General features: G+C 39.1%; 22 protein-coding genes and 1 tRNA gene. 2 read left to right on the forward strand and 21 right to left on the reverse strand.

What is annotated here, in order from left to right:
• Positions 1 to 18: 18 nt before the first annotated feature.
• The 6 genes from infB to DPV95_RS00400 form a co-directional block, all read right to left on the reverse strand.
• Entirely contained in the window at positions 19 to 2,538 is a 2,520-nt protein-coding gene (gene infB, locus DPV95_RS00380; RefSeq protein ID WP_049366534.1) for a translation initiation factor IF-2, read from the reverse strand.
• Positions 2,539 to 2,549: 11 nt separating this feature from the next.
• Positions 2,550 to 4,037: a transcription termination factor NusA gene (nusA, locus tag DPV95_RS00385; protein WP_049366533.1), complete on the reverse strand. Its 1,488-nt coding sequence runs from the start codon at positions 4,035 to 4,037 to the stop codon at positions 2,550 to 2,552.
• Positions 4,038 to 4,052: 15 nt separating this feature from the next.
• Complete coding sequence (rimP, locus tag DPV95_RS00390; protein WP_049364144.1) at positions 4,053 to 4,508, reverse strand: ribosome maturation factor RimP; 456 nt, start codon at positions 4,506 to 4,508, stop codon at positions 4,053 to 4,055.
• Between the two features lie 129 nt (positions 4,509 to 4,637).
• Positions 4,638 to 4,714 (reverse strand) — tRNA-Met (locus DPV95_RS00395).
• 113 nt (positions 4,715 to 4,827) lie between these two features.
• Positions 4,828 to 4,956, reverse strand: a complete 129-nt coding sequence (locus tag DPV95_RS10665; protein ID WP_005696016.1) for a hypothetical protein — start codon at positions 4,954 to 4,956, stop codon at positions 4,828 to 4,830.
• On the reverse strand, positions 4,953 to 5,675 hold the full coding sequence (locus DPV95_RS00400) for a BUD32 family EKC/KEOPS complex subunit (RefSeq protein WP_049366991.1): 723 nt from the start codon (positions 5,673 to 5,675) through the stop codon (positions 4,953 to 4,955). Before DPV95_RS00400 ends, DPV95_RS10665 begins: the two co-directional genes overlap by 4 nt.
• Positions 5,676 to 5,763: 88 nt before the next feature.
• Here DPV95_RS00400 and DPV95_RS00405 point away from each other — a divergent pair, with 88 nt between their 5' ends.
• Positions 5,764 to 6,324: a YceB family lipoprotein gene (locus DPV95_RS00405; RefSeq protein WP_049366990.1), complete on the forward strand. Its 561-nt coding sequence runs from the start codon at positions 5,764 to 5,766 to the stop codon at positions 6,322 to 6,324.
• Between the two features lie 28 nt (positions 6,325 to 6,352).
• Here the strand turns inward: DPV95_RS00405 and qseC are convergent, their stop codons facing one another.
• The 4 genes from qseC to DPV95_RS00425 all read right to left on the reverse strand — a co-directional run bounded on the left by qseC (position 6,353) and on the right by DPV95_RS00425 (position 9,641).
• Positions 6,353 to 7,708 carry a quorum sensing histidine kinase QseC gene (qseC, locus tag DPV95_RS00410; RefSeq protein WP_049366989.1) on the reverse strand — a complete coding sequence of 452 codons (1,356 nt, stop codon included), beginning with the start codon at positions 7,706 to 7,708 and terminating at the stop codon, positions 6,353 to 6,355.
• Complete coding sequence (locus DPV95_RS00415) at positions 7,698 to 8,366, reverse strand: response regulator (RefSeq protein WP_049366988.1); 669 nt, start codon at positions 8,364 to 8,366, stop codon at positions 7,698 to 7,700. Before DPV95_RS00415 ends, qseC begins: the two co-directional genes overlap by 11 nt.
• A 74-nt stretch (positions 8,367 to 8,440) precedes the next feature.
• Entirely contained in the window at positions 8,441 to 8,809 is a 369-nt protein-coding gene (locus tag DPV95_RS00420; protein WP_049366987.1) for a YgiW/YdeI family stress tolerance OB fold protein, read from the reverse strand.
• A gap of 145 nt (positions 8,810 to 8,954) precedes the next feature.
• Positions 8,955 to 9,641: a hypothetical protein gene (locus DPV95_RS00425; RefSeq protein WP_049366986.1), complete on the reverse strand. Its 687-nt coding sequence runs from the start codon at positions 9,639 to 9,641 to the stop codon at positions 8,955 to 8,957.
• 106 nt (positions 9,642 to 9,747) lie between these two features.
• On the opposite strand from DPV95_RS00425, the gene yfaE reads away from it, so the two are divergent.
• Positions 9,748 to 9,996, forward strand: coding sequence for a class I ribonucleotide reductase maintenance protein YfaE (gene yfaE / locus DPV95_RS00430; RefSeq protein WP_049365833.1), 249 nt, complete (start codon positions 9,748 to 9,750; stop codon positions 9,994 to 9,996).
• Positions 9,997 to 10,295: 299 nt separating this feature from the next.
• Here the strand turns inward: yfaE and DPV95_RS00435 are convergent, their stop codons facing one another.
• From DPV95_RS00435 to glgX, 11 genes are all read right to left on the reverse strand, one after another.
• On the reverse strand, positions 10,296 to 10,607 hold the full coding sequence (locus DPV95_RS00435; RefSeq protein WP_049366982.1) for a DUF6572 domain-containing protein: 312 nt from the start codon (positions 10,605 to 10,607) through the stop codon (positions 10,296 to 10,298).
• Positions 10,608 to 10,782: 175 nt separating this feature from the next.
• Entirely contained in the window at positions 10,783 to 11,595 is an 813-nt protein-coding gene (gene dapB, locus DPV95_RS00440) for a 4-hydroxy-tetrahydrodipicolinate reductase (RefSeq protein WP_049366981.1), read from the reverse strand.
• Positions 11,596 to 11,612: 17 nt separating this feature from the next.
• Complete coding sequence (locus DPV95_RS00445) at positions 11,613 to 12,239, reverse strand: LysE family transporter (RefSeq protein ID WP_049366980.1); 627 nt, start codon at positions 12,237 to 12,239, stop codon at positions 11,613 to 11,615.
• The gene (locus DPV95_RS00450) at positions 12,233 to 12,727 is read right to left on the reverse strand and encodes a phosphatidylglycerophosphatase A family protein (RefSeq protein ID WP_049366978.1); all 495 of its coding nucleotides are present in this window, start codon (positions 12,725 to 12,727) and stop codon (positions 12,233 to 12,235) included. Before DPV95_RS00450 ends, DPV95_RS00445 begins: the two co-directional genes overlap by 7 nt.
• On the reverse strand, positions 12,727 to 13,707 hold the full coding sequence (thiL, locus tag DPV95_RS00455; protein ID WP_049366977.1) for a thiamine-phosphate kinase: 981 nt from the start codon (positions 13,705 to 13,707) through the stop codon (positions 12,727 to 12,729). The genes DPV95_RS00450 and thiL overlap by 1 nt, the downstream gene beginning before the upstream one ends.
• Positions 13,708 to 13,764: 57 nt before the next feature.
• On the reverse strand, positions 13,765 to 14,202 hold the full coding sequence (gene nusB, locus DPV95_RS00460) for a transcription antitermination factor NusB (RefSeq protein ID WP_049366976.1): 438 nt from the start codon (positions 14,200 to 14,202) through the stop codon (positions 13,765 to 13,767).
• A gap of 5 nt (positions 14,203 to 14,207) precedes the next feature.
• On the reverse strand, positions 14,208 to 14,681 hold the full coding sequence (gene ribH, locus DPV95_RS00465; RefSeq protein ID WP_005695997.1) for a 6,7-dimethyl-8-ribityllumazine synthase: 474 nt from the start codon (positions 14,679 to 14,681) through the stop codon (positions 14,208 to 14,210).
• A gap of 105 nt (positions 14,682 to 14,786) precedes the next feature.
• Positions 14,787 to 17,252, reverse strand: coding sequence for a glycogen/starch/alpha-glucan phosphorylase (locus tag DPV95_RS00470; RefSeq protein WP_049366974.1), 2,466 nt, complete (start codon positions 17,250 to 17,252; stop codon positions 14,787 to 14,789).
• 116 nt (positions 17,253 to 17,368) lie between these two features.
• Positions 17,369 to 18,808: a glycogen synthase GlgA gene (gene glgA / locus DPV95_RS00475; protein WP_049366972.1), complete on the reverse strand. Its 1,440-nt coding sequence runs from the start codon at positions 18,806 to 18,808 to the stop codon at positions 17,369 to 17,371.
• 90 nt (positions 18,809 to 18,898) lie between these two features.
• Positions 18,899 to 20,197 carry a glucose-1-phosphate adenylyltransferase gene (gene glgC / locus DPV95_RS00480; RefSeq protein WP_049366970.1) on the reverse strand — a complete coding sequence of 433 codons (1,299 nt, stop codon included), beginning with the start codon at positions 20,195 to 20,197 and terminating at the stop codon, positions 18,899 to 18,901.
• Positions 20,187 to 22,205, reverse strand: coding sequence for a glycogen debranching protein GlgX (gene glgX, locus DPV95_RS00485; protein ID WP_049366969.1), 2,019 nt, complete (start codon positions 22,203 to 22,205; stop codon positions 20,187 to 20,189). Before glgX ends, glgC begins: the two co-directional genes overlap by 11 nt.
• Positions 22,206 to 22,209: the final 4 nt, after the last annotated feature.

The raw sequence follows: 22,209 nt of genomic DNA on the forward strand, positions 1-22,209 counted from the left end.
GACCGCTCTTTTTATCGATTAGATTGAACGTTTAACTTCAACGACTTCAAACACCTCGATTTGGTCGCCGACTTTTACGTCATTGTAGTTTTTAACGCCGATACCACATTCCATACCATTACGGACTTCAGAAACGTCATCTTTAAAGCGACGGAGAGATTCCAATTCACCTTCAAAGATTACCACGTTATCACGTAATACGCGGATTGGGTTGTTACGTTTTACTACACCTTCGGTCACCATACAACCTGCGATTGCACCAAATTTCGGATGTTTGAATACATCACGCACTTCAGCCAAGCCAATGATTTCTTGTTTGAATTCAGGTTGTAACATACCGCTCATCGCTGCTTTCACATCATTTAATAGTTCATAAATGATAGAGTAATAACGAAGGTCAATATTTTCTGCTTCGATAATACGGCGAGCAGAAGCGTCCGCACGTACGTTAAAGCCAACAATAATCGCATTAGAGGCTGCCGCTAGGGTTGCATCAGTTTCAGAAATACCACCGACACCAGACCCAACAACTTTCACTTTCACTTCATCAGTAGAAAGATCTTGTAACGATTGAATAATCGCTTCCACAGAACCCTGTACGTCTGCTTTCACGATGATATTCAGTTCAGCAACATCACCTTCAGCCATATTACTAAACATATTTTCAAGTTTCGCTTTTTGCTGACGAGCAAGTTTCACTTCACGGAACTTACCTTGACGGTGTAACGCCACTTCACGTGCTTTTTTCTCATCACGCACTACAGTCGCTTCATCACCCGCTGCAGGTACACCAGAAAGACCTAACACCTCAACCGGGATAGATGGGCCTGCTTCATCGATTTCTTTACCGTTTTCATCGCGCATTGCACGAACACGACCGTATTCAAAACCGCAAAGTACGATATCACCTTTACGTAAGGTACCAGATTGAACAAGAATGGTTGCAACTGGACCACGACCTTTATCAAGGTAAGATTCAATCACTACACCGCTTGCCATGCCGTCTTTTACAGCCGTTAATTCAAGTACTTCTGATTGAAGCAAGATGGCATCTAATAAGTCATCAACACCGGTACCTTTCTTCGCAGAAACTGGAACGAATTGCACATCACCACCGAATTTCTCAGAAATCACTTCGTGTTGAAGTAATTCTTGTTCTACTCGGTCTGGATTTGCTTCTGGTTTATCAATTTTGTTCACCGCAACCACTAAAGGCGCACCTGCTGCTTTCGCGTGTTGAATCGCTTCAATGGTTTGAGGCATCACACCATCATCTGCCGCAACAACAAGAACGACGATATCCGTTGCTTTCGCACCACGTGCACGCATTGAGGTAAATGCGGCGTGTCCTGGCGTATCTAAGAAGGTGATCATTTTGCCATCATCCATTTCTACGTGGTACGCACCGATGTGCTGAGTAATACCACCCGCCTCACCTGCTGCAACTTTCGCTTTACGAATATAGTCAAGCAATGAGGTTTTACCATGGTCAACGTGACCCATGATCGTTACAACTGGTGCTCGAGTCACTTTTTCTGCGTTAACATCACGATCGCCTAATACTTCTTCTTCTAGTTCATTTTCATTGCGAAGAATCACTTTGTGACCTAATTCTTCAGCCACTAATTGAGCTGTTTCTTGGTCAAGCACTTGGTTAATGGTCACCATTTCGCCCATCTTCATCATTGCTTTGATGATTTCAGTTGCTTTGGTTGCCATTTTATTTGCTAATTCTGCAACCGTAATGGTTTCACCAATCACAACATCCTGTTTCACAACCTGAACAGGTTTTGTGAAGGCTTGTTGTAATGCTGCACCTTTCTTACCATTTTTACCTTTACCGAATTTACCATCTTTTTGATTTTTACGGTTAGATTCGCGCTCATTTTTATTGCCGCCTTTCACGTCATCGCGTTCTTTTTTCGCTTTAGCGACTTTATTTTTGCCGCGACCGCGATTTTCATTACGGCGTTCTTCTTCGTCTTCCGCTTCTAAAGCATAACGAGAGCTTAAATTGTAATCAGTATAATCTTCTGATGCGGTTTCATTGCTTGACGTATCCGCTTCAGCATAACGTTTAGCATCTTCAGCCGCTTTACGCGCTTGCTCTTCTGCCTTTTGGCGAGCCAGCTCTTCCGCTTTGCGACGGAGTTCTGCTTCTTCCGCTTTACGTTTTTCTTTTTCTGGATCAACAGATTTAGGTTTATTTTCAACCGCACTTTGTGCTGGTTTCACTGCCTTTTCTGCTTCAACCTTAGCTTTCTCAGCTTTTGCTTTTTCTGCTGCAGCTTTTTCAGCAGCTAAACGTGCTTTTTCTTCTGCCGCTTTCTTCTCTGCTTCTTGCTGTGCTTTTAATTTTTCTGCCTCAGCAGCTTTTCGGGCAGCATCTGTTGGCACAGTGCGTTTTTTACGAACTTCAACTTGTACCGCTTTTGCTTTACCGCCAGCTGTTGTACTGCTTACGGTTGTTTTTGTTCTGCGTTGAATACTTAGTTTTTTCGGTGCATTCGCATCCGCATTTTTTACATCTTCAGTCATTATTAAACTCCTTACTCTTCGCTAAACCAGCAAATATTACGCGCAGCCATAATAAAGTCAGCGGCTTGCTCTGCGGTTAATTCTTCGATATCAGCTAAATCATCTACACCTTGCTCAGCAAGTTCTTCAAGCGTAGTAATTTGTTTTTCAGCTAATTTAAAGGCAATGTGACGATTCATCCCTTCAAGATTTAATAAACGATCTTCAATATTCGCTTTTTTCAAGGCTTCTTCTTCAGCTGCAGCAGCTGCAGTAATGGCATCTTTTGCGCGACCTTGTAATTCTTCGATAAGATCTTCATCTTCTAAACCATCAATTGCACTCAGTTCGCTCACAGGAACATAAGCCACTTCTTCTAATGAAGTAAAACCTTCATCTACTAAGATTTGAGCAAACTCTTCATCAAGACCTAATTTATCCATGAATAAATTTAATACTTTAGTATCTTCTGCTTGATGTTTTTCATTTAATTGTTCGGTAGTCATGACATTTAATGTCCAACCGGTTAATTGTGTCGCTAAACGTACGTTTTGACCGTTACGACCAATTGCTTGTGCTAAGTTATCAGCATTAACCGCAATATCCATTGAGTGATTATCTTCATCAACAATAATTGAAGTCACATCAGCTGGTGCCATCGCATTAATTACATATTGTGCCGGATTATCATCCCAAAGTACGATATCCACTCGTTCGCCACCTAATTCATTGGTAATCGCTTGAACACGTGCGCCACGCATGCCCACACATGCACCCACTGGGTCAATACGTTTGTCATTAGATTTCACTGCAATTTTTGCACGAGAACCTGGATCACGAGCCGCACCACGAATTTCAAGCATTTCTTCGCCAATTTCCGGTACTTCAATACGGAATAACTCGATTAACATTTCAGGTTTTGCACGAGTTACAAATAATTGTGCGGTTTTGCTTTCCGGGTTCACTTTATAAAGCACGCCACGAACACGATCGCCTGGACGGAAATTTTCACGTGGAAGCATATCTTCACGCATAATCACAGCTTCAGCTTTATTGCCTAAATCTAAAATGATGCTTTCACGATTTACTTTTTTCACCGTACCCGTAACAATTTTGCCTTCTTCAGAACGGAATTGCTCAACCACTTTTGCACGCTCAGCTTCACGAATTTTAGTGCTGATTACTTGGCGAGCGGTTTGCATTGCAATACGGTCAAATGCGATAGACTCAATTTGATCTTCGACATAGTCACCGAGTTGAATATTCGGATCTTCAAATTGTGCCGCTTCTAATGTCATTTCTTTTGTTGGCACTTTAACTTCATCAACCACCAACCAGCGACGGAATGTATCAAACTCCCCTGTTTTGGTGTTGATAGACACACGAATATCGGTTTCATAGTCATATTTCTTCTTCGTTGAAAGTGCAATCGCACTCTCTAACGCTTCAAAAATCTTTTCGCGTGGCAATAACTTCTCGTTAGATACTGCTTCAGCAGCTAACAAAATCTCTTTACTCATTTTCCTTTTTCTCCTTTAAAATTTTGCGATTACATTGGCTTTTTGAATGTTGCCAAAAATAAGAACTTGTTCCTGACCATCAACAATAAGTGTCAACATGTCATTTTCAATTTTTTCCAATTTACCTTGCCATTTACGACGATCTAAAACGGGAATACGTAAATGTACGGCGATATCCTCGCCTACATAACGTTGGAATTGTTCAAGCGTAAATAATGGACGGTCAAGACCTGGTGATGATACTTCTAGGTTATATTTATCCGCAATTGGATCTTCCACATCTAAAATCGCGCTCACTTGACGACTTACATCAGCACAATCATCAACGCCTACGCCACCGTCTTTATCAATGAATAAACGCACGGTCATAAAACGACCTGCACGTTGGCATTCAATCCCCCAAAGTTCACAGCCTAAGTCTTCTACTGCACCTTGAAGCATTTCTTGCAATTTTTGTTCTAATGTTGCCAATTTTTGCTCCTAATCTTAAAATTCAGACATAAAAAAAGGGTTAGGTTCGTCAATGAACCTAAGCCCAGTTTCTAAATTTCTCGTACAAAAAAACCCCAAATTTGGGGTTCTTTTTACTGAACTTGTTATTGGTTGCGGGGGCCGGATTTGAACCGACGGCCTTCGGGTTATGAGCCCGACGAGCTACCAAGCTGCTCCACCCCGCGTCCGAAATATGGGTGTATTATAGTGATCTAAATCAAAAGATCAAGCGATTTCTACTAATTTTCTTGAAAACATAAGATTTTTTGACCGCACTTTGCTTTATCTAAAGTGATAGTTAGAATCCAAAGCCAGTACCAAGGCCGACACCAACGCCTACACCATTACTACCGCCACCAGCACCTACGCCAACAGAACAAGCACTCACCAAAGCACTTAATACAGCCACTAAAAATAATTTTTTCATAGATTTTCCTTTGTTAAATGTTCAAATAACCGATAAACGGCCAATAAGTCAGTTCGTGCAATCGGTTTGAACGGAAGTAAAAGATAATAAAGCCAATGAAATCTTTTCACATATGACAACATATCAACCCAATAAGTTGTCGGACAGTGAGATTTATAATAATCAAATAATTCATTAAGCTTTTCATCATCTAAGCTTTTCACACGACATAAACTGTCTAAAAATGCTAGCATATCACGTGTAATCAACCAATGTTCATTATGGCTTTTTGAATGAGATTCAAAGTCCATAAAACTAATTTTACCATCTTTCCATGCGATATCTCGTATAGCTGGACGACCGTGAATAATGCCTTGTTGATGAAGATTAATCAATATTTCTATCGCTGAATGCAAAATATGTGATTTTTCTGCCCAAGACAATGTTTCATCATTCAGCCAGATGTTTAATGTTGGCCCTGCATCTTCCAATACTAAATAATCATCACCGAAACCGCATAATTTAGGTACTGGTGCACCAATATTATTTAAATGCTGTAGTATTTCACACTCTTCTTTAAAATGTTGTTTTGGATGTGGTTTTAATAATAACCATATCCCTTTTAATTGCTCGGGTTGCTTTAACCAATAATGTTTCCCTAAATATTCAAAGCGGAAAACACGTTCTCCACGATGTTCTTCAAGAAGCTTTTGCACATGGTCTTTAAGTGACGAAGTCATAATCTCTACTTAAATTTTTATTGTGTATTGAAAAGATAAGCGATACATTCTACAAAATTTTCATTCTTTTTCAATCAAGGAGAAAAATATGCATTTTTTGAAAAAAGTGCTTACCATACTGACCTTAGGTTTCTGTACGCTATCTGTACAAGCCTCTCCCTTCAGTATCAGCGAGCAACAAATTAACCAATATTTAAGTGAAAAAGGCACGATTAATGACAAACTCGGTATTCCAGGATTATTTTCTGTGGATTACGCACTGAAAGATTTAGTAACTAAAATCGGGCAAACTGAAAGCAATCGTGTTGAAATGAGTGGCTTAGTTGATACGCTTATTCGTTTATCCGGTAAAACCTATCCAGCTAAATTGCATTTAACCTTTGATGCCGTTCCAGAGTATAACGCACAAGAAGGGGCGCTTTATTTAAAAAATCTACGAATTTTACGCTGGTCTGGCGAACCTAATAGTGTGATGGATCAACTCCAAGATGTTATGCCGCTATTAAGTGATGGTGTTGCAGCATTATTAAGTCGGATGCCTGTTTACACCTTGGATGAAAGTGACATGAAACAAATGCTGATTAAGAAATTCGCCAAAGAAATTAAAGTTGAGAAAGGTCGATTGGAATTAATTGGTGGAATGTTTTAACAAAAAGGGCGTATTAAACGCCCTTTTTTTATAACTCAATGATAGCTCGCAAACCTTGAATTTGCCCGTTAGCTTCAATATTGTCTAATCGGAAACGATAGTGATGCAATTCTGCTATTCTTGCCACAATAGACAATCCAAGCCCACTTCCCTTTTCATTTTGTCCTGCAGGACGATAAAAACGCTGCCCTAATTTCGCTAATTCTTCTGGCGCAACACCACTGCCATTATCTTCAATAAAAATTTTACGTGGCTGTAAAATCACACGAACCAGAGTGCCTTGAGGACAATATTTTATGGCATTATCTAATAAGTTTCGTAGCATTTGTGCAAGTAATAATGGCTGCCCTTGCTTAACGGCAGGATCTCCCTGATGCTCAAACTGTAATTCGATTTGGCGTTGTTGTGCACTAAAATATAAATCACCAATAAGCGAAGTGATAATTTCCGACCAATGAATATCAGCAAGGTTATCTAATTCTTTGAGATTCTCTAAGCGGGAAAGCGTAAGAAGCTGTTCGATTAATTGAGTTGCCCGATCGATACCTTGGGTTAAATGCGCTAAAGCCGTTTCACGTGTTTGTGCATCATCGCCAGCTAACTGTGCGACTTCTGTTTGAATACGCAATGCCGCTAATGGACTACGTAATTCATGTGCTGCATCAGAAACAAAACGGCGCTCCCGTTCTAGCTGCTCACTGGTACGTGTGAAAAATTGATTTAAGTTTTGGACTAACGGTAGAATCTCTGTTGGTACATTATCGGTTTCTAATAATGATACATCTCCAGGGCGACGAGCTTGTACGTTTCGACTCAATCGATTAATTGGTTTTAATGCACGATAAATCACAATAAACGCAACCAATAATAGTATTGGTAATCCAGCAAACCAAATCCCTGTTTGGCTGAAGACCATTTTATTGACCAACTCTTCGCGGTATTCCAATTCTTGTCCCACCGCAATGACAAGTTCACCTTTACCGACAGGTTGCCAATAAATCAGCCATTCATCGTCATCATCTAAAATATGCGCTTTACTAAATCCGGTTTTATTTTGGAAAATAAATTTGTCGCCATTATCACCATCGGTTAATAATCTTTCACCTTTGTTAGAAAATATGGCAAAGGCCAATGCATCATTATCATAATGACGTTTCTGTGGTTTAAATCCACCACGTGGAAAATTCGCATTTTCGCCTAATAATACATTTTTCAAATCAGACGTTGCCAAACGCTCAGCAAAAAGCACCTGCTGTGCATTAAAGACATCTTTGACTTCTTTTTTAACAACCGTCCAAGCAACAGCCGTGGCAACGCACCACACACAAAGCGCGGTCAAACTTAAACCGATTAAGAGACGAAAACTCAGTCGTTTATTTTTCATTAACTTGTCCTAAAGCATAGCCTACGCCATGTACCGTACGAATAAATTGTTTACCCAGCTTTTGACGCAAATTATAAATATGTACGTCCAATGCACCACTACTTAATTCTTCATCCCAATTTGACAATTTTTCTTCAATGGTTGCACGTGAAAGCACTCGTTCTTTATTCAGCATAAAAAGCTCGAGTAATTTATATTCACGTCCGGTTAATGTAATTTCATCCTCATTCAACCAAGCCTTACGCTGTGCAAGATCGAGTTTGACATTGCCATGCTCAATCTGCGGTTTGACTTGCCCATAACGACGACGAATTAATGCTTGTAATCTCACCACCACTTCAGCCAAAGCAAAAGGTTTGCAAAGATAATCATCGGCACCTTGTTGAATGCCTTTAATCCGTTCATCCAATGTATCACGTGCAGTTAAGATCAATACAGGCACATCTTGATTATTTGAGCGCCATTGTTTTAATACATCCAAACCATCCAGTTTAGGCAGGGTTAAATCCAATACCACCGCATCATAAGGTGCACCAATTAAGGCATTTAATCCACTTTGCCCATCAGTAAACCAATCTACAATAAAACCTGATTTCGTTAAACCAATTTGCAGACCATTGCCGATGAGAGGATCGTCTTCTACTAATAAAACTCGCATAATATTGACCGCACTTTTACCTTTCTCAAAACAAAAAATGGCGGGCTTTTGCCCACCACTTCAAATTATATGAATTATTGCGCTTTTTCAACGCTAATGACTTCAAGCTCTGGTTTTTCAAACATTTCATTGTCTAGTTTACCGTAAACGCGGATTTTATCCTGAGGTCCCACATTTAAGCCATTCCAAACGCGGTTTTTAATTTCCAATTTGATTTGGTCTGTACCATCGGTAAAAATATATTCATCACCATCAATTTGTTGAGTGATGTTACCGACTAAGGTAATCATAGAATTATCTTTCGCAGATAATGCTTGTTTAACAGTCAGTTGTTGACCTTGGTTACTACCTTGGAAGCCACCTTGTGCAGTGTTACCATTAAAACCAGCAAATGCTGCTGAAGTAGATAAAGCTAAAAGGGTTGCTAAAGCTAATTTTTTCATCATGTTCTCCTAAATAAAATTAAGCATAAATAGTCATGTTTCAAAGCGAAGGATTATCCTCATTGCTGCCTTGTTGATGCTTATTAAACACAACAAATCTTAATGAAATCTTAAGCAACCTTAAGATTTTTAAATTTTTTTAAAATCACCAACAAAATCGCTCATTTACCAAGTTATCTTGGCGTTCTTTTTCCCATTTCGCTTTATTTTCAGGATTAGCAAAATAGCGGTCTTGCTCAACTAGGCGCGCATCAAGTTTTGCCTCTGCTTCTTTTAATGCCTGTTTTCTATCTGGATGTTTGCTTGGTAATTGAGGTAAAAATACAGTCTGATATGGGTGATTTTTCGCCCAGTCAATCGCATCTTGCGCTGCCTTGTGTTGCTTATTCAAATCACAGAACGCATAGGGATTAACATGCTGTCCCACTAATTGCCCAAATGCTGTATTATTCGATACTGTTAATTTATCTAAATCCAACACATATAAAGCGGTGATTAAACGGTTTTGCCCACGATAAAACCATTTTACTGCTTCATCACGTAAACCAAAATCATAAGCACGAGCAGAAAGTGCAAACATTGTCATCGGGGAAACAAAATCCACTTTTTTCTCAATAATATTGACCGCACTTTCAAAATCTTTTTGTGTATTTTTCAGTAATAACGCATCAATATCTTTATTCACATTAATCTGTTCAAGTCGCCCATCTCTGGCATCGTAATAAGGCTTTACGTACATATCAATATGCTTAACCGGCTCTTTTGAAATGGTGCTACAAGCCGTTAATAAAAGTGCGGTTGAAATTAACGTTAATTTTAGAAAGGTTTGCATGTTCTTCCCTTATGATGAATATTAGCTCGCTATATTACAACAAAAGAGCCGTGAGTTTTACTTCTCTTTCTTCTATAATGAGCAAAATTTTGTTTTATTTTGTTTCATGAAAATCCACCTTATTCAGCGCCAAATCACCTTAGATTTCGATAACCAAACTTCTCTGCTTAACTTTTTAGAACAACATCAAATTCACCATGAATATCAATGTCGTTCAGGTTATTGTGGTTCTTGTCGCGTGAAGATAAAAAAAGGCAAGGTGTCTTACGCTGAAGCGCCCCTTGCCTTTATCCAACCCGATGAGATTTTACTGTGTTGCTGTCGGGTGGAAAGTGATTTGGAAATAGAACTATAAGATGCAAATTTTATAACATATCTCTATATTAATGATCTATTTTCTCTTTCGCCAACATTCCCACTAAAACGGCCAAAATTGAATAAGGATAAGTTGTCTTTAGAAAATCAATAAAGCTCTTAACTTCACCATATTGTATGCACTCCATAACATACAAAAGCAACATTCCCAAAGAAACTATTATTGAAAGTTTTATTACTGTTATTATAAATCGCATCATTATTACTATTTTGCTCAATTAACTGATTAGTTTTTATTGCAATCTAGAAACTTATTAGATCCAGCTAGCAAAGGTTTATCTATTCTATTTCATTAGTAGAAAAATAATCAAACAACACATTAATATTATTTAATGCAGAACCTAAATTATTTAAAAACACCTCAGCATCTTTTGTTAATCTACTGTCATACACTACTCTAAAACGAACAGCGTCTACTTTAAAACTTGGGTAATTATTATAAATTTGATCGCTTTCTACATAATGTAAATATAAATTTATTTTATCTTGTATATATTCCATACCTTCATAATCCCATTCATATGGGAAAGTAATAGTCATAATACATTCATTATTATTAAAATATATAATATCTACGATATTCTGATTCATTCTTTTTTTCTTGGTTTTGGGTTAAAAATTATTAAATAATTATCCCACAGATAAACTGTAATAATCCTATTCAATATTTATAAACTAAATATTTACCATACATAAATATAACGATCCACACATAACATGTACGGATCGTTATTTAATAAGTGAATTAAAAAATCCTATCTACTCTTTATAAATTATTCAAATCCAACACATCTGTCATATCAAACAATCCGTGAGATTGTTTTTCTAACCATTTACCTGCACGCACTGCACCATTCGCAAAGGTCATACGGCTTGATGCTTTGTGAGCAATTTCAACGCGCTCACCGATATCGGCAAACCAGACACTATGTTCACCTACTACATCTGAGGCTCGAATAGTAGAGAAACCAATTTCATCACGTTTGCGCTCGCCTGTAATACCTTCACGACAAAATACGCCATGCGTTTTCAAATCACGACCAAGAGTTTTCGCAATATGTTCGCCCATAGAAAGTGCGGTACCCGATGGTGCATCCACTTTATGGCGGTGGTGTGCTTCAATGATTTCGATATCGCAATAATCGCCCATCACTTTGGCGGCTTTTTCTAATAGTTTAAACACCAAATTCACACCCACACTGAAGTTGGATGCAAATACAATGGCAATTTTTTCCGATGCAGCTTGAATTGCGGCTTTGCCTGCATCATCAAAACCTGTGGTACCAATTACCATCTTTTTATTATTAGCGACACAAAATGCAATATGCTCAAGCGTGCCTTCCGGACGCGTGAAATCAATCAGCAAATCAAAGTTATCTTTTTCTGCATTTAAATCATCTGATACTTTGACACCTAATGCACCAATCCCCGCAAGCTCGCCAGCATCTGCGCCGACTAAAGAGGAACCTTTACGTTCAAAAGCAGCACCTAATTCTGCCCCTTCTGCATTATGTACAGCTTGAATTAATTGACGCCCCATTCTTCCGCCTGCACCGGCGATCGCAATTTTTAATGTCATGTTTTGTCCTTTTTTAATCAAATTAAAGCGTGTTGAACGCCACTATAAATTAAATAGATTCCGAAGAAAATAAAAATCAGCCCTGCGGCATTATCAATATAGCGACTATATTGGCTATAAAACTGTTTTGCAACAGAACGAGAGAAAAGCACCGAAATGATGTAGAAATATAAAAAGGTTTCTACGGTAATCACGGCAAGTGCGGTCAATATTTGTGATGTTTCGGTAATATTCACTAAAACCAATGACATCACACTGCTGAAATAAATCACTACTTTAGCATTAGATAAATTGACCAATAAGCCTTTCATAATGCTCGTTAAAGTCGATTGATTTGATGTATTTGCATTCTGCTTTTCATCAAAGACCGCATTGGTTTTTACTTTTGCCATTTTAATGCCGAGATAAACTAAATACGAACCACCAAGCATCATCACAATGCCTTGAATAATTGGCATGGTAGCAAAAATAATGGCGAGTCCTAAAACGGCAGCCGTTGCCCAAATTAGTACGCCAATGGTAATCCCAATCACGCCACCAATAGCTTCTCGACGGGAACTCATGGCAGAAATTCGGCTGACATAGAAAAAATCAGGGCCTGGCGAAAGTAAACCAACAAGATGAATAATCATCAAATTTAGCATGGTAAGCCTACAATACGTAGTATCACGATCACGATAACAGCATAGATTGCCGCTAAAACGTCATCCACCATAATCCCAAAACCGCTTTCCAGTTTTTGATCAAAGTATCGGATTGGATAAGGTTTTAAAATATCGAAGAAACGAAACAATACAAAGGCAATCACAATCCAAGGGAACGACAAAGTTGGAATCGCGGCTAACACAATAAATACCCCAATAAACTCATCCCAAACAATGGAACCGTGATCATGAACGCCCATATCATCTGCGGTTTTTTGGCATAGATAACAGCCAAGCGCAAAGCAAAGTGCGGTCAAAATTAGGAAGATTTTTAGTCCAAGACAAGCTAATAATGCCGAACCTAAAATCGTTCCAGCTAAACTTCCCCATGTGCCCGGTGCTGGACGAATTAATCCTGAACCGAAACCTAATGCAAGTAAATGAACTGGATTTTTTAAGCTAACTCTATCAAGTGGTGAACTATTCATTATTTATCCTTAAAATGATCGAAACCAGACGGTGCTTGATAATTGATTACACGTCCATCTTTTAAAAAAGTAATCTGATTGTTATTTTGCTGAACAATTTTTCCGATGCAAGTGCAAGGTATATTCAACGATTGGGATAACTTTTCAATCTCGGCCTTTTTGTTTGCAGGAACTGTAAAGCAAAGTTCATAATCTTCCCCGCCACTTAATGCAAACGCTTCTGCTTTTTCTAAGCTATATGTTTTTTTGAGTGATGTAGAGAAAGGCAAGGTTGATAATTCAATCTCAGCTGAACATTGGCTTCTCGTTAAAATATGCCCTAAATCGGCAACGAGACCATCTGAAATATCAATGCATGAATGCGCTACATTCACTAAGGCTTGACCTAATTCAACGCGTGGTGTTGGGTGAAAATGGCGTTTTACTAAAAATTCAGTATCAAAATCGACCGCACTTTTACCCTGTAAGATCCAATTTAAACCCGCCGCGCTATCACCTAACGAGCCCGATACATAAATTAAATCTCCAACCTTCGCGTTATGTCGGAATAAAGCCTTTCCTTTGGGTACGAAACCTTGTGCCGTAATAGTTATAGAAAGTGGGCCTTTCGTTGTATCGCCACCAATTAACGTCACATCATATTGATTTAATGTATCAAACAGACTTTGACTAAATTGGCTTAGCCAGTTTTCATCAACTTCAGGTAATGTCAGCGCAAGAGAAATCCAAGCAGGTTTCGCCCCCATAGAGGCTAAATCACTTAGATTTGTCGCGATAGCTTTATACGCTAAATCTTTTGGAGAAATGGAAGATAAAAAATGCGTGCTCTCGACCATCGTATCGCTGGTAATGGCAAGCTGATAGCCTTCTGGAATATGAGTGATCGCACAATCATCCCCAATACTAAAATCAACAAAGTATTGATTGCCTTTTTGTATTGAGAAATATCGCCCTATAAGATCAAATTCACCTGTACTCATTTTATCTGCGCACCAAAAAACAAAGGGCAGACATTTGTCTACCCTACATTTGAATAATTATTTGCGACCTAATGCAGGAGCGACTTTATCCAATACACCGTTAATGTATTTATGGCTTTCATCTGCACCAAACACTTTCGCCACTTCAATTGCCTCATTAATCGCCACTTTATACGGTACATCTGGCTCAAATTGAAGTTCGTAAACCGCTAAACGTAAAATCGCTTTTTCAATCGGATCTAATTCATCCAATGCGCGATCTAAATAATGGCTCATTGAAAAATCAACGGCTTCTACATTCGCAACGGTTTGACGGAAAAGGCGGCTAAAATAAGGTTTATCCACACCTTTTAAATCTTGATCCACAACGAAAGTGAGTTCCACTTGTTCTGGCGCATTACCAGAGAGCGCCCAAGAATATAATGCTTGAACCGCACATTCTCTCGCTCTACGACGTGGCGATACTTTTTTTACAGGTTCTTTTTTCTCTGTCATTTGAATTATGCCGCATCAATTTGTTGTAAAAGATTCACCATTTCAAGGGCAGTTAATGCAGCTTCTGCACCTTTATTACCTGCTTTGGTCCCTGCACGCTCGATAGCTTGTTCAATGTTTTCAGTGGTTAAAACACCGAATGCTACTGGGATTTCAGCTTGCATTGCTACTTGACCTAAACCGCTGCTTGCTTCGCCAGCCACATATTCAAAGTGAGCTGTACCACCACGGATTACTGTACCCAATGCTACAATCGCATCAAATTTTTTGCTTTCAGCTAAACGACGTGCTACTAATGGAAGTTCATACGCACCTGGTGCTCGAACGATTGTAATATTCTCATCTTTCACTTGGCCGATACGTTTTAATGCATCTACCGCACCTTCTAATAAACTTTCATTAATAAAACTGTTAAAACGAGCAATCACTACTGCGATTTTAGCATTTGGCGCAGCTACCGCACCTTCTAAAACTTTCATACTTTTTCCTAATCTGAATGAACAATAAATTTGACGGTGGATTTTAGCATAAAAAGAAACCCTGTGGAAATAATCCGACAGGGTTTTCTATGAGTGGAAAAGAACTTACTTCTCGAGTTTTAACGGCTCAATTTTCCAAATATTTTTCGCATATTCAAGAATCGTACGGTCTGATGAGAAAAAGCCTATATTCACCATATTTTGAATGGTACTTGCTATCCATACATCGCGATCTTGATATTTTTTATCTACCGCTTTTTGCGCTTCCACATAACTGCGGAAATCAGCAAAGGATTGATAGTAATCGTGGTATTGTAAACCTTGAATGAGAGAGTGATAACGGTTCGGTTCTTCCGGAGAGAAATCACCACGAATGATTTGTTCAATGACTTCACGTAATTGCTCGTCATTTTGATAATAATCAAACGGACGATAACCTTCGCGACGTAATGCTTCCACTTTTTCAACCGTATTACCAAAGATAAAGATGTGGTCTTCACCAACATTATCTAAAATCTCAACGTTCGCACCATCAAGTGTACCCAATGTTAACGCACCATTTAAGGCAAATTTCATGTTACTGGTACCTGATGCTTCTGTTCCTGCAAGAGAGATTTGCTCAGAAATATCTGCAGCAGGAATGATCAATTGTGCAAGACTTACGCTGTAGTTCGGGATAAATACAACTTTTAAACGATCTTTTAAGCGCTCATCGTTATTGATGACATTTGCGACATCGTTAATTAAACGAATGGTTTGTTTTGCCGCATAGTAAGCCGAAGCCGCTTTACCCGCTAAAATAAATACGCGAGGCTGCCAATCTTTTTCTGGGTGAGCCAACATTTCGTTATAACGAGCAATAATGTGTAGCACATTAAGTATTTGGCGTTTGTATTCGTGAATACGTTTTACTTGAACGTCAAATAATGCATGCGGATCTAAATCGATGTTAAGTGTTTTCTTCACATATTGAGCTAATTTCACTTTGTTATCGTATTTGATATCTGCAACAGCACGCTTAAATTCACCTTTATCTGTAAACGCTTTAAGTTTTTCAATTTGGCTTAAATCGCAACGCCATTCAGAACCAATATATTGATCAAATAAAGCCGCTAATTTCGGATTTGCTACCGCAAGCCAACGACGTGGTGTAATACCGTTTGTCACATTGGTGAAACGTTCCGGATAGATACGTGCAAAATCAGCAAAAGTAGAAGAAACCATAAGATCTGAGTGAATTGCTGCGACACCGTTCACTTTATGTGAACCGACAACAGACAACCAGCCCATGCGCACTTTACGTTGATATCCTTCTTCGATCAGTGAAACGCGACGGATAAAGTCCATATCAGTCGTGACATAAGTTTTCACATACTCTAGGAAATGATCATTAATTTCAAAAATCATTTGTAAATGACGCGGTAAGATTTTCGCCATCATTTCTACCGGCCAGGTTTCTAATGCTTCTGACATTAAAGTATGGCAAGTATAAGAGAAGATTCGACGAGTCACATCCCAAGCGTTTTGCCATGAGTAACCGTGTAAATCGATTAAAATACGCATCAACTCAGGAATGGCTAATGCCGGGTGGGTATCATTCAAGTGAATCGCTACTTTATCAGCAAGATTATCCAGTGTACCATGGGTTCTTAAATGGCGACGTAGAATATCTTGCAAAGATGCAGATACCAAGAAGTACTCTTGACGTAAACGTAACTCACGACCATTCCAGGTAGAATCATCTGGATAAAGTACGCGAGAAAGGTTTTGGTTAGCTGAACGCGTTGCCACCGCCGCTAAGTGATCACCACGGTTAAACTCCGCTAAATCGAACACCTCACCACCATGCGCAGACCATAAACGTAAGGTTGATGCCGAGTCATTTTTATAACCTGGAATCATTTGATCGTATGCAAGTGCGGTCACTTTTTCAGCCGGATTCCAGATACATTTTTTATCTTCAAAATAGATATGACCACCAAAATCAATGCTGAAACGTTTTGATGGACGCATAAATTCCCAAGGTGCACCTTTTTCTAACCAATCATCTGGACGTTCAACTTGTTGACCATTTTCAATTTTTTGACGGAACATACCGTATTCATAACGAATACCGTAACCCATCGCTGGAATTGCTAATGTTGCTAGTGAGTCCATGAAGCAAGCTGCAAGGCGACCTAAACCACCGTTACCTAGACCTGGATCCACTTCTTTTTCAATAATCTCTTCCAAATCAACATTTAATTCAGCCAGGGCTTTTTCTGCCACGTCATAAACACCTTCTGCGATCATCGCATTAGAAAGTGTACGGCCGATTAAGAATTCCATAGAAAGGTAATAAACACGGCGAGTTTCTTCTGCACGAGATTGACGAGCGGTGGTAATCCAGCCTTCAGTCACTAAATCACGTACAGCATAAAGTGTCGCATTGAGCCAGTCACGTTGACTCGCCTCTTTTGGTGAACGACCAATTAAGAAAATTAATTTATAAACAATTGCTTTTTTTACGTCTTCAACATCAAGACTTGGCCGGTTGTAAAGAAATGGCGAATCAAAATTGTCCATGATCATAGAAAGTAAAACCTCAATAAAAAAATCGCGCAAATTTTAAGCTTTTTTACGAAAAAAACAACAAAAATCCCCCTCTTCAAAGGCGATTATTTTGAAGAGGGAGTCAATCCATTTAATTATGAATCTAAAATGCCTAAATAGAGCTGCTCATATTGAGCGGCTGCATTTTTCCAACTAAAGTCCTGAGCCATGGCATTATTACGAACCATCGCCCAAACACGTTGTTTTTGCCACAAAGCAAAGGCATGCTGGATAGCACTTCGTAAATCATCTGCTTCGACTTTTTGGAATACAAAACCTGTTGCGGTACGCGATTTAATGGTTTCACTTGTACTGTTTGTCACGGTATCAGCTAATCCTCCCGTTGCACGAACAAGCGGCAATGTGCCATATTGCAACCCATATAATTGAGTTAATCCACAAGGTTCAAAGCGACTTGGTACTAAAATAACATCACCACCGGCAACCATCAAATGTGAAAGTGCTTCATCATAACCAATTTTTACTGCAATATTTTCTGGGTAACGTTGTGCTAATTGGCAAATCCCCTCTTCCAAATGTTTTGCACCTGAACCGAGAATGGTTAATTGGCCGCCTTGTTTAACAATTTCATCCGCTGTGGCAATCAATAAATCCACGCCTTTTTGTTCGGTTAAGCGAGTCACCATCACAAATAAGAGTGCATCAGATTGTTGTGGTAAATTAAAATAAGCTTGTAAATCGGCTTTATTTTTCTTCTTGCCTGCGATGGATTTTAATTTGTAGTGATGCTGAATATAAGCATCACAACTTGGATGCCAAATTTCTTGATCTACGCCATTTAAAATCCCCACCAACTTACCTGCTTCACGTAAACCCGTTAGCAAGCCTTGTAAGCCATAAGCAAAGTCTGGTGTGGTAATTTCTTTCGCATAAGTTGGACTCACTGCTGTGACCATATCAGAATAATAGAGACCTGCTTTCAAATATGAAATTTGGCCAAATAACTCTAAACCATCAACATGGAACATCCCTTCTGGCAATCCAATTTCATGTAAATGACGGTGGGCAAATTGTCCTTGATATGCCAAGTTATGAATCGTAAATACTGATTTTGCAGGACGACCTTTATTAAAGAGATAAGCGGCGGCTAAGCCCGCATGCCAATCATGAGCATGAACCACTTCTGCTCGCCACCAACTGTCTAAGCCTGTCGCAAGCTCGGCACCCACCCAGCCTAATAAAGCAAAACGCTTATAGTTATCGGCATAATCATTGTAATCTGTATCGTGATAAGGGTTCCCTTCTCGCCAATAGAGATGCGGCGCATCAATCAGATAAATTCCTACGCCATTGTATTCGCCATAACGTAATACAACATGGCCTGCAAAATTATCAAATTCTGTCACAACATGTGTGTTCTCAATACCCGATGAAATTTTTGGATAAGCCGGCAACAAAATACGTGTATCAATACCAATTTCTTTTTGTGCAAAAGGTAACGCCCCTAAAACATCGGCAAGTCCGCCAGTTTTGAGTAAGGGATACAGCTCCGAGCAAACATGTAAAACTCTCATAATTTTCCTTTTATACTTAAAATTGTGTTGTCATTGATAACAGCACAATCTTTTTAGTTCATTAAAAATACTGTCAAAATTGACCGCACTTTAATCCAAATGTTCTTCGTTTGTGACTTCTTCACCCTGCAATTTTTTCAACATTGCTGATGTAACAAGTACAACTTTACCAGTAGAACTCACACGGAAACGTTTACTATCTAGGGCTTTATCTACACCGATTTCCATACCATCTGGAATAATACAATGGCGATCAATAATACAATCTTTCAACGTACAATTTTTACCAATTTGTACTTGTGGTAACACAACACAGTGATCAACAGAAGATCCTTCATCAATTTTGATTCTATCAAACAACACAGAATTACTAATAGATGCATCTATAATCACACAGCCACCACCGATAAGCGAGTTATCTACCGGTTTTACATTCGCTTTTTTATAGAAGAATTTAGACGGATAAGCCTGTACTGGATTACCACGAATTGGCCAGCTTTGATCGTAAATATCTAATTGTGGATTTTCTGAAACCAAATCGATATTAGATTGCCAGAAGCTATCAAGCGTACCCACATCACGCCAGTAAATCTCACCTTCAGTATTTCTGCCCATGCAAGAACGGCTGAATGGATGTGCATAAAGCACGCCTTCTTCCAAGCATTTTGGCAAGACATCTTTACCAAAGTCATGTGATGTACAAGGCGTATTTACTTCTCTATCTAACATTTTATAGAGATACTCTGCATCAAAGACATAAATCCCCATTGATGCTAATGAAATGTCTGGTTTACCAACCATCGCTGGTGGATCTTTTGGTTTCTCAACGAAGGCTTTAACTTTAAGATTTTCGTTTACCGCCATCACACCAAATTCACTCGCTTCAGAACGTGGTACTTCAATACAACCTACTGTACATTTTGCTCCACTTCTCACGTGATCCATTAACATGACACTGTAATCTTGTTTATAAATATGATCACCTGCAAGAATCAAAATGTATTTTGGACGATAGTGATTACGGATAATCGCCATATTTTGATATACCGCATCCGCTGTACCACGGTACCATGTAGAATCATCAATTTGTTGACGAGCAGGTAGCATATCAACGAATTCACCACGCTCTTGTGGTAAGAATGACCAACCTGTCTGTAAATGGCGTAATAAAGAGTGAGCGGCATACTGGGTCACGACACCAATGCGATTCAGACCTGAGTTAATACAGTTGGAAAGCGCAAAATCAATAATGCGACGATTACCGCCAAAATATAACGCAGGTTTAGCACGTTTATCGGTTAATTCATGTAAACGGGAACCACGACCACCAGCCAAAATAAGCACTAAAGTACCTTTAACTAATTCATATTTATTAAGATCACTTTTCATAACAAACTCCATCGTTTTCATCATCCATATGTTCCAACACTTCAAATGCTATACCGCTCACATCACATTGTTGAATCACGCTATTTTCAGTTTCGGCAATCTTTTTCCATTTACCACTTGGAAAATAAAAAGATTGCGGTTCAGTTTTTGCATTAATTAAGAAAAGATACTTGCCGTCCAACATGATTTGTAGGGCTTTGCTTTCCCGATTATGCCAATCGTCTAGGGTCATCGGGTTTCCCCCAGTATTCAACCACACGACATTTTCATCCGACCACCAAGCCTCCTGTTGCAAACTTTTAATTTTTTTTCGCAATGCAATGGTTTGTTTGGTGAAGTCAAATAAGGTTTGGTTAAAATCATCCCACTTTAACCAAGTAATTTCGTTATCCTGGCAATAGGCATTGTTATTGCCATATTGGCTGTTGCCGAACTCATCTCCGGCAAGTAGCATGGGTACACCATTTGCTAGTAATAAAGAGCCTAATAAACCTTTTTCCGATAAAACACGACGTTTTTCAACCGCACTTTGCCATTCATCTGCTAAATCCAGTTGAGAACCTTCAATTCCATGATTGTAGCTATAGTTTTCATTCCGTCCATCACGGTTCTCTTCACAGTTAGCTTCATTATGTTTATGGTTATAGCTCACTAAATCTCGCAACGTAAAACCATCATGGGCTGTAATAAAGTTCAAGCTGCCATGTGGTAATCGATCTTCACGATTAAAGATATCGCTAGAGCCAGCAAAACGCTCAGCAAAGACGCCTACCTCACCACTTTGCCATAGCCAAAAACGGCACATATCATCACGGAAACGATCATTCCATTGAGAGAAATAAGCGAGGAAATACCCAACTTGATAACCGTAATGGCCTATATCCCAAGGTTCTGCAATTAATTTAATTTTTTGTAGAACGTCATCTTGTTCCATTTCCACAAACAATTTTGCATTCGGATTGAAATCAGGCGTTTCACGCCCCAGCACTGTGGCTAAATCAAAGCGAAAACCATCCACATGGCATTCTGTTACCCAGTAACGTAAACAATCTAATACCCATTTGCGAGTAACATCATTAGCAAGATTGAGCATATTGCCGCATCCCGTCCAGTTGAGGTAGTCTCCATGCTCGTTTTGCCAGTAATAGGTTTCATCATCAATACCACGCTGACAAAATGTAGAAAATGATTTTTCGGATTCAGCCGTATGGTTAAATACGACATCTAAAATCACTTCAATGCCCGCTTGATGCAAGGTTTTGATCATGCTTTTAAACTCATTTAAAGGCTGTTTTTGATCAGCGGCATAACTTGGTTCTAAAGCAAACATAGCTAGTGGATTGTAACCCCAATAATTACGTAATCCTTTTTCTTGCAAATGCGGTTCATCAATAAAGAAATTCACTGGAAGCAATTCAAGGCTAGTAATACCCAATGATTTAAAATACGCAATATTTTCTGGGTGTGCTAAAGCCGCATAAGTGCCCCGAATATTTTCTGGAATACAGGAATTTAATTGGCTAAATCCTTTAACATTCAGTTCATAAACAATGGTTTGAGCCCAAGGAATAGACGGCTTACAATCCCCTGACCAATCAAAATGTTCATCCACAATGCGACCTTTAGGTGCAACCGCTGCATTATCTCGTTCATCATTTAACACGAAAATTGAACAGGCTTCTGGTGAACTTAAATCTGGTTTATGAGTGACTGCTTTCGCATAAGGATCAAGTATTAACTTTTGCGGATTAGCTAAAGTGCGGTCATTTTTGCCTGTGATTCTAAAAGCATACTCATCATTCAGCTCGACACCTTCAATTGCCACATGCCAAATATCATCGGTTCTGCTCATGGCAAAACGGCTTTCTTTGCCATCACGGAACAAGCAAAGTTCAATAGCATCCGCCGCACTAGAAAACAGTGCAAAATTCGAAATTTTTACTCTGGTTTCCAGCGTTTGCGAATATCCCATTGGGGAAGGTTTGCCATTGTTATAAATACTAAACATCGTG

It is taken from the genome of Haemophilus parainfluenzae, assembly GCF_003252755.1.
Taxonomy (GTDB): domain Bacteria; phylum Pseudomonadota; class Gammaproteobacteria; order Enterobacterales; family Pasteurellaceae; genus Haemophilus_D; species Haemophilus_D parainfluenzae_N.

Excerpts from the sequence above, each read along its gene's own strand:
- infB (WP_049366534.1), bottom strand. The coding sequence starts at position 2,538 with ATGACTGAAGATGTAAAAAATGCGGATGCGAATGCACCGAAAAAACTA.
- nusA (WP_049366533.1), bottom strand. The coding sequence starts at position 4,037 with ATGAGTAAAGAGATTTTGTTAGCTGCTGAAGCAGTATCTAACGAGAAG.
- DPV95_RS10665 (WP_005696016.1), bottom strand. The coding sequence starts at position 4,956 with ATGAAAAAATTATTTTTAGTGGCTGTATTAAGTGCTTTGGTGAGTGCT.
- DPV95_RS00400 (WP_049366991.1), bottom strand. The coding sequence starts at position 5,675 with ATGACTTCGTCACTTAAAGACCATGTGCAAAAGCTTCTTGAAGAACAT.
- DPV95_RS00405 (WP_049366990.1), top strand. The coding sequence starts at position 5,764 with ATGCATTTTTTGAAAAAAGTGCTTACCATACTGACCTTAGGTTTCTGT.
- qseC (WP_049366989.1), bottom strand. The coding sequence starts at position 7,708 with ATGAAAAATAAACGACTGAGTTTTCGTCTCTTAATCGGTTTAAGTTTG.
- DPV95_RS00415 (WP_049366988.1), bottom strand. The coding sequence starts at position 8,366 with ATGCGAGTTTTATTAGTAGAAGACGATCCTCTCATCGGCAATGGTCTG.
- DPV95_RS00420 (WP_049366987.1), bottom strand. The coding sequence starts at position 8,809 with ATGAAAAAATTAGCTTTAGCAACCCTTTTAGCTTTATCTACTTCAGCA.
- DPV95_RS00425 (WP_049366986.1), bottom strand. The coding sequence starts at position 9,641 with ATGCAAACCTTTCTAAAATTAACGTTAATTTCAACCGCACTTTTATTA.
- yfaE (WP_049365833.1), top strand. The coding sequence starts at position 9,748 with ATGAAAATCCACCTTATTCAGCGCCAAATCACCTTAGATTTCGATAAC.
- DPV95_RS00435 (WP_049366982.1), bottom strand. The coding sequence starts at position 10,607 with ATGAATCAGAATATCGTAGATATTATATATTTTAATAATAATGAATGT.
- dapB (WP_049366981.1), bottom strand. The coding sequence starts at position 11,595 with ATGACATTAAAAATTGCGATCGCCGGTGCAGGCGGAAGAATGGGGCGT.
- DPV95_RS00445 (WP_049366980.1), bottom strand. The coding sequence starts at position 12,239 with ATGCTAAATTTGATGATTATTCATCTTGTTGGTTTACTTTCGCCAGGC.
- DPV95_RS00450 (WP_049366978.1), bottom strand. The coding sequence starts at position 12,727 with ATGAATAGTTCACCACTTGATAGAGTTAGCTTAAAAAATCCAGTTCAT.
- thiL (WP_049366977.1), bottom strand. The coding sequence starts at position 13,707 with ATGAGTACAGGTGAATTTGATCTTATAGGGCGATATTTCTCAATACAA.
- nusB (WP_049366976.1), bottom strand. The coding sequence starts at position 14,202 with ATGACAGAGAAAAAAGAACCTGTAAAAAAAGTATCGCCACGTCGTAGA.
- ribH (WP_005695997.1), bottom strand. The coding sequence starts at position 14,681 with ATGAAAGTTTTAGAAGGTGCGGTAGCTGCGCCAAATGCTAAAATCGCA.
- DPV95_RS00470 (WP_049366974.1), bottom strand. The coding sequence starts at position 17,252 with ATGATCATGGACAATTTTGATTCGCCATTTCTTTACAACCGGCCAAGT.
- glgA (WP_049366972.1), bottom strand. The coding sequence starts at position 18,808 with ATGAGAGTTTTACATGTTTGCTCGGAGCTGTATCCCTTACTCAAAACT.
- glgC (WP_049366970.1), bottom strand. The coding sequence starts at position 20,197 with ATGAAAAGTGATCTTAATAAATATGAATTAGTTAAAGGTACTTTAGTG.
- glgX (WP_049366969.1), bottom strand. The coding sequence starts at position 22,205 with ATGTTTAGTATTTATAACAATGGCAAACCTTCCCCAATGGGATATTCG.